This window comes from Xanthomonas campestris pv. asclepiadis, from assembly GCF_020784175.1.
Lineage (GTDB): Bacteria > Pseudomonadota > Gammaproteobacteria > Xanthomonadales > Xanthomonadaceae > Xanthomonas > Xanthomonas campestris_D.
On the sequence record NZ_JAJGQM010000025.1, the window covers coordinates 62,195 to 69,224 of the forward strand.

Consider the following 7,030-nt stretch of genomic DNA (forward strand, 5'->3'; position numbering starts at 1 on the left):
GGCAAGCGCATCAAACTGCGCTTCCACACTGGCTAACGGCCGGACGAAAGAGCGCCCGAAAAAACGCTGCCAACCCGATGTTAAGACCACGTTGAGGAGAATTAAAGCGCCATTCAGAAATGCTCCGAATCGGTGCAGCGAATCCCCAAAAGGGTGCGGGCGTCACGAAAAAACGCGTCTTTTTGCCGCTCTTTTACTGCCTGGAGCCTGACTTTTCGCTTCGCTCGTTTGCCATACGCGCGCCAGGCTCACTCAATCAGAGGACGGGAACTTTTGGTCGGCCTATCAGAAATCCTTACAACACGTCGACGCCGGGCAAGACCACACCAGCTGTTTGAAGTCGCTTCAACAAGGGCATGAGCCCGTCCAGGTGCCGCCGAGAGCTATGCACCGAGCGTTGGTGGACATCGCCGCGCACCTGCGCTGCGCTCGCGGTCACGAACGGCACATGCTCCAGTCCGGTAATGGTTTCACTGCTCGTCAGCCCGCACCAACCTAGCACTCGCGTGATCTGATGCTCGGTATCGCGTACCAGCTCTTCGTAGTGCACGTCGAGAATGCTGCCGGGCAGTACCGCATGCCAGTGACGCATGGTCTGCTGATAGGCCAGATAGTAATTAGCGAGCTCATCGAGCGCATACGAGAACGGATAGGCGTTGTAGAACAAGGTCTTGTACATCGCGTAGCACGTGTCCAGCGGATCGCGCACCAGATGGATGATGCGTGCGCGTGGCAGCGCGGTAGCGATCATGCCGCAATAGAGGTAATTGACCGGCATCTTGTCGATGAATACCGGATGGTCGTGCACCAACTCACGGGCACCGCGCAGATACTCCTCGCCGAGCGCGGCGAAATCGATCTGCAGCGATGCCTGGGCGGCGGTCAATCCGGGATTGGTCGCCAGTACGGCGGATGTCGCACTGCCGAGCAGCGCACCGAAATCCATCAGCTCCCCGGCCGAGCGCGCGCCGCCGCGCTGGATCAGCAGGCGTTCCAGCAAGGTGGTGCCTGAACGCGGCAAGCCGACGATGAAGATCGCACCCTCGCCCGCATCACCCGGCTGCAGTGTGCGCAAGGCATCCGGGTCGTACGCCTCCCGTACCTGAGCGATATGCGCACACTCGGCAGCAACGTCGTACTGCAGTGTCTTGCGCTTGCAGGCCGCTGCTGCAGTGAATGTCTCGAACGATTCCGCATGCTGGCCCAGATCCTCCAGCTCCTTGCTCAAGGCGTACAGGCCTGCCGCCCTGGCGGAAGGTTCCGATAGCGTGGTCAAGCGGTGACGCAGATCGTCCAGATGGTTGTGCTGCCCGGTCTGACGCCGGAGCGTGGCGCGCAGGTACAAGGCATCGCCCGTGCCGGGTGCCAGTTGCAATAGCCGCTCCAGGGTGAGCTCAGCCGCATCGAATTCACCGCCAAAGAACTGCATGGTGGCAAGGTCGTACAGCAAGCCGGGCTGTTCTCCCAGCCATGTCATCGCATGCCGATACGCGTCGCGGGCGGCCGCCACCTCGTGGCAGCCACTGTACAGCGCACCGATCCGCCACCATGCAGCGCCGTCGGCGGCGGCCAGCGCCTGTGCCTGACCGGCGACGAGCCGGGCCTCGCGGCGGCGACGCAGCTGCAGCAGCAAGCTGGCGTACTTGATCAATAGCGGGAGCGGTGACGTTGCAACCGCCGCTGCCTGTGCGATGCGGTCGGCTGCCGCCTGCGGATCGCCATTGGCCAACCGGGCCTCGCTGGCAAGTTCCAGCAGATGCGCATTGTCAGGCTGGTCGGCGCAGGCGCGGTCGGCAAAGGCAACTGCCTCGGCATAACGTCCCTGACGCAGCAATTGATACCCGGTTTGCAACAGTGCGCGCAGCTGTCTCTCAGTCATCCATTCTCTTCTGTGTGTTGCGATGCCATCGGTGGCCTGGCTAATCGATGCGGCGGGCGCGTAGCGCCACACCAGCGGCGGTCACCAGCATGTAACTTCCCATTGCGGCCTTGCGAATCACCACAACCTCGCCCTCGGTCAGCGGACCGCGACTGGTCGCTTCTGTCAGCGCCCAGCGCTGACGACTGTCCAGCGACACAATGCGCGTGCCATCTGTCTGATAGGCCACCGCAAGCACCGTCGCCGTGAGTTGCGCAGGCGATGATTGCTGCGCAGCTGCTGCGGCCGAGGCCTGTTGCGTGCTGCGGCCAAACGCTCTTGCTCCCCTGTCGGCCTCCGCCGCCCGCACCGCTTGCGTTGGGGGAAAGCTGGCGTCATAGCAGGCCAGCCGCTGCAATGGTTCAAGTACTGCAGCGCAGCGATGCGTCGGCACGTCCTGCGCCGATGCCGCCCAAGCGCAGCTCAGGACTGTCAGACCCACCACCACCGGTTTGTGCATGTGCGCATCTCACTGCTCGACTGCAGCAGAGCATACAAGCCAACCGGCAGGCGCAGGAAAGGCCGACCCTCATTGTCTCGCCACCGGGCGGATTGAACGCACCGCCGGCGCCGCCTAAGCTGCAGGTCCCCCGACTCGCGGCAAGACTGCCTGGAAAACGCCTTGGACCTGTCCTTGCAGCACGCCGCACGCTTACTGCAACACGGTCATCTGCCACAGGCGATCGCCGCCTATCGAGCCATCCTGCAGGCCCAGCCCGGCTGCGCCGATGCCTGGTACAACCTGGGATATCTGCTGCGCCGGACCGGCGAAGCATCCGCTGCGCTGGATGCGTACGCGCAGGCACTGCAGTACGGCGCTGCACTGCCGGAACAGATCCATCTCAATCGCGCCGCGCTGCTGAGCGACCATCTCCACCAGGATGCGGCCGCGCTGGAGGAGCTCGACCTGGCACTGCAGTGTCGGCCGGACTACGCCCCGGCCTTGCTCAATCTGGGCAACCTGCACGAAGAGCTGGGTGCACGTGACCAGGCGGTCGTTGCCTACCGGCGACTGCTCGCCAGTCCTCATAGCGATGCCCAGACGCGGGCGCTGCAACTGCAAGCCGGCGCACGCCTGCTGCACCTGGATCCTCCGACGCAGGCGCAGGACCCACGCCTGCTAGAACTTGAGCAGGCCAGCTCGGTCTCGGGGCAGGACCCTGCATTGACGGCCACGCTGCTGCACGCGTTGGCGCATGCCTACGACCGCCTCGGCCTGCACAACCAGGCATTCGATGCGGCCAGTGCCGCCAACCGGCATGGCCACGCCCATGCAAGGCGCTACGATCCGATCCGGACGCAACAGCAGTTCGGCAGCATCGCTGCGGTATTTGCCAACGCAACGGACGCGCAACAGTCACCCCCCATGGCTGCTGTAGACGACGCGGTGCCGGCCCTGTTTATCTGCGGCATGTTCCGCTCCGGCTCCAGCTTGATCGAACAGGCCTTGTCGCGCCACTCCTGCATTGCCGCCGGAGGTGAACTGGATGCGCTGCCGCGACTGGTTGCACAATGGTTGTCGCCGTTCCCGCAGGCCGCGCAGCAGCTGCCCCCGCATACGCTGGCGCAGCTGGCCGCGGCCTATCGTCAACGTGTGGCGGCAGTCGTTCCCCAGCATGCGCAACTGCGCTACATCACCGACAAGCGCCCGGACAACTTTCAACTGATCGGACTGATCAAACAGCTCTTTCCCGCTGCCAGGATCGTGCACACGCGCCGCCATCCGCTGGACAACGGGCTGTCAATCTTCATGCAGCAGCTCAATCCGCAACGGTTTGGCTATGCCGGCCGGCTGGAAGACATCGGGCATTTTTATGCCGCCTACCAGCGACTGATGGAGCATTGGCTGTCGCTGTATCCGGACAGCATCCACACCTTCGACTATGACGCCTTCGTCGCCGCGCCGGAGCCCACCTTGCGCGCATTGCTGGACTTCCTGCAGTTGCCCTGGGAACCGGATTGCCTGGAGTTCCACAAGGCGCCCGGAGCCGTCAGAACAGCCAGCTACTGGCAGGTGCGCCCCCCCCTGCATGGCGATGCGTCCGGACGCTGGAAGCCCTACGCCACTCAACTCGCTCCCCTGCGCGCCACGCTTGCCCGGTTCGGCATCACGCCTGCGGACTGAACTGGCCGACTCCCGGCAACACCTCAGCCCGCGCGGTGGCGTGCAATCGCCGTTTCCATGGCATTGACCATCTGCCGCTCCTCCTGGCTCAGCAGCGGGTTCCAGACATCGAAGATCAGCACCGCGCGCAGCTGCGCACTTTCGTTGCGCGCCTCGTGTTCGATCGAGTCGTCGAACACCAGTACCTTGCCGAGCTCCCACTGCCGCCAGTCGTAACCGACCCGGAAGCTGCAGCCGTCGGGCACGATCAACGGAAGATGCGCCACCAGACGTGCGTTGGTCTCGCCATGGTGCGGCGGAATGACGGTCTGCGGCGCCAGCACCGAGAACATCGCGTTCGGGCACACGCCATCGATCTGCGCCGCATCGACCAATGTCAATGCGGCGGCGGTTGCCGGGCATTGCCGGAGATGTTCATCCACCGGCTGTCCATGCGCCCACAGCGGATAGGAACTCCATGCGGACGAATGGTTGAGGTCTTTCCACTGATTGACCGGCTGGTCGGGCGCGTAGGCGATATACGGCGCAAAGCCGCCCTTGTCCGCGTGCATGACGGCGCGCAGTTCCTGCGCGATCGCCTCGGTCTGACGCTGTACTGCAGCGATCCACGGAAACGCGTCCGGCGCGTGGAATGGCAAGGCGGGCAGCCGCGGTATGTACAAGCGGTTGGATTGGGAGTGGAACGGGCGACTGCGTCCACAGGCGATCGCGGCCGCTTCCGCCCAGCGTCCTGCGAGCGCGGCGTCCACAGCGGTGCCGGGCGTGTCCAGGACGGCGCGCAACTGCGCCTCCAGTTCGAGCGTGTCCTGCTCCACCGCCTGCGTGGCCAAGGCCAGCTTGCGACGCAGCACCGCAGGCCACTGCGGCGCGGGTGGCGCAACCTTCAGCGCATCGCGATAGACGGCGGCGGCGGCGCGTGGACGGCCACGCGCCTGCAGGAATGCGGCCTTTGCCAGCAGCCCCGGCAGGAAGTAGGCATCCAGCGCCAACGCCGCGCTGATGGCCTGCCATTCGCCATCCACATCGCCTTGCGCCTGCTTCACCACCGCAATGGTCAGCACGATCATCGGATCGCCCGGGCTGCTTGCGCGCGCGCCTGCCAGGTACTCCAGCGCCGCCGTTGCATCGCCGCGCTGGTAGGCGTGCACGCCAAGGCTGTACAAGGCCTGCGGATGCGCCGGCGCCAACTGGCGCACCTGTGCCCACAGTTGCTCGGCCTGTTGCCATTGCCCGGCCGATGCCGCGGCGCCCGCCTCGGCGATCAGCGCGGCGATGCGTTCATTGCATTGTTCGATCTGTACCGCCATCGCGCCGCCGGCCTCGCAGTCTTCCCCGGCTCGATCATACGGCCTGGGCGGAGGCTCGACAGCAGGATGGCCTTCCATCCGATCGGACAGGATGGCCTGGCGGCATTCTGGTCCAGGCAACGCCCTGCACCGTCAATTGGGCAACAAGCTCAATGGCAGCGCGGTCCACGTCAGTGCGAGTGGCCACCATGCGAATGCACGTGACCACGATGATCGTCATGGGCGGAGCCTTGCGCGGCCGGCGCCGTGCCGCACGGCTCGGTACCGCAGTCGCCGCTCTCCACCTGCAAGGTGACGTGGGTGATCTCGAAGCGCTCGTGCAGCAGCTCGGCGAGGGCGTCGCGCAGGCGGTCGCGGTCGGTGGTTTCGCTGACCACCACGTGTGCGGTGAGCGCGGGAGTGCTGGAAGCCAGTGCCCAGACGTGCAGGTCGTGCACGTCTTCGACGCCGGGGTAGCTGGCCAGCGCCTGCTGCACCTGCGGCAGATCGATGCCTTTGGGCACGCCTTCCAGCAGCACGTTGACGGCCTCGCGCAGCAGCACCCAGGTGCGCGGCAGCACCCACAGGCCGATCAGCACGGCCAGCACCGGGTCGATCCACTGCCAGCCGGTCCAGCGGATCAGCAGCGCACCGATGATCACCGCCACCGAGCCGAGCATGTCACTCCAGACTTCCAGATAGGCGCCCTTGACGTTCAGGCTCTCGCCGCTGCCGGCGTGCAGCAGCTTCATGGCGATCAGATTGATCACCAGGCCGAAGCCTGCGATCAGCAGCATGCCGCTGGAGGAAATATCCTGCGGTGCGCGAAAGCGCTGCGCGGCCTCCCACAGGATGTAAGCGCCAACTGCGAACAAGAGCGCGCCGTTCGCCAGCGCGCCGAGCGCTTCCAGGCGCACATAGCCATAGGTGCGGCGCGCGTCGGCCGGACGACGACTCAGGCGCACGGCAAGCAGGGCGATCATCAGGCCCACGGTGTCGGTGGCCATATGTGCGGCGTCGGACAGCAGCGCCAGGCTGTTGGTGATGAATGCACCGATGACTTCCGCCAACAGGAACGTGGCGGTGAGCCCCAGCGCCCACCACAGCGGTGTCTCGTGACGGATTTCGCTGGGTGCGTGGTTGTGGTCGTGTCCCATGGATGCGGTGGCCTCGTGCGATGCGCGCACCTTAGGCGCACGCGATGGCGGAGACTATTACACCCGGACGTGATGACATCACATCACGCGAGCGCGATGAGTTGTCGCCCGGCCGGATAGCCACCTGGAGTGATTAACAAAACCCCTCCAACGCTGCAGCGATGGCGGCAAGGTATCGGCAACACTCGCCCTCGTCGGCGGGTGAAGTGCTGTCGTATTGGCAATGACACGGCTTGGATAGAAAGAAGCTGACCAGGCCGCACCTCATCGGACGGTCACACTGCATGCACCGCTTGCAACCATGCGTAATCAACATCGTGACAGGTCGTTGCCCGCCCATCGTCGCGGGACCTTACGCGGCACGGATGCCGCGCAAGAGCGTACAAGGACGTACTTGCTTGCAGCGTGTCCTGCGATGGTGGGCGAGCAAGGGCCCTGCAGCAAACTCGCAGCGTCGAGGGCGCGGCGCCCTCACCGCTCGCGGGACACGCCGTGAACCCATCCCTGGGGGCTCGGTGGCGGCATCCATGCCGCCACACGGTCC

5 protein-coding genes are annotated in these 7,030 nt (G+C 65.0%); 1 reads left to right on the forward strand and 4 read right to left on the reverse strand.

Going from position 1 to position 7,030, the window contains the following annotated elements; all coding sequences use genetic code 11:
- Nucleotides 1-295: 295 nt before the first annotated feature.
- Nucleotides 296-1,879, reverse strand: a complete 1,584-nt coding sequence (locus LL972_RS12795) for a tetratricopeptide repeat-containing sulfotransferase family protein (RefSeq protein WP_228327918.1) — start codon at nt 1,877-1,879, stop codon at nt 296-298.
- Between the two features lie 40 nt (nt 1,880-1,919).
- On the reverse strand, nt 1,920-2,378 hold the full coding sequence (locus tag LL972_RS12800) for a type VI secretion protein (protein ID WP_228327919.1): 459 nt from the start codon (nt 2,376-2,378) through the stop codon (nt 1,920-1,922).
- Between the two features lie 168 nt (nt 2,379-2,546).
- Between LL972_RS12800 and LL972_RS12805 the strand changes: the two genes are divergently transcribed.
- Entirely contained in the window at nt 2,547-4,043 is a 1,497-nt protein-coding gene (locus tag LL972_RS12805; protein ID WP_429002157.1) for a sulfotransferase, read from the forward strand.
- Between the two features lie 23 nt (nt 4,044-4,066).
- Here the strand turns inward: LL972_RS12805 and LL972_RS12810 are convergent, their stop codons facing one another.
- Together LL972_RS12810 and LL972_RS12815 are read right to left on the reverse strand one after the other, a co-directional pair.
- On the reverse strand, nt 4,067-5,350 hold the full coding sequence (locus LL972_RS12810) for an aspartyl/asparaginyl beta-hydroxylase domain-containing protein (RefSeq protein WP_228327921.1): 1,284 nt from the start codon (nt 5,348-5,350) through the stop codon (nt 4,067-4,069).
- Between the two features lie 170 nt (nt 5,351-5,520).
- Nucleotides 5,521-6,486: a cation diffusion facilitator family transporter gene (locus LL972_RS12815; RefSeq protein WP_228327922.1), complete on the reverse strand. Its 966-nt coding sequence runs from the start codon at nt 6,484-6,486 to the stop codon at nt 5,521-5,523.
- Nucleotides 6,487-7,030: the final 544 nt, after the last annotated feature.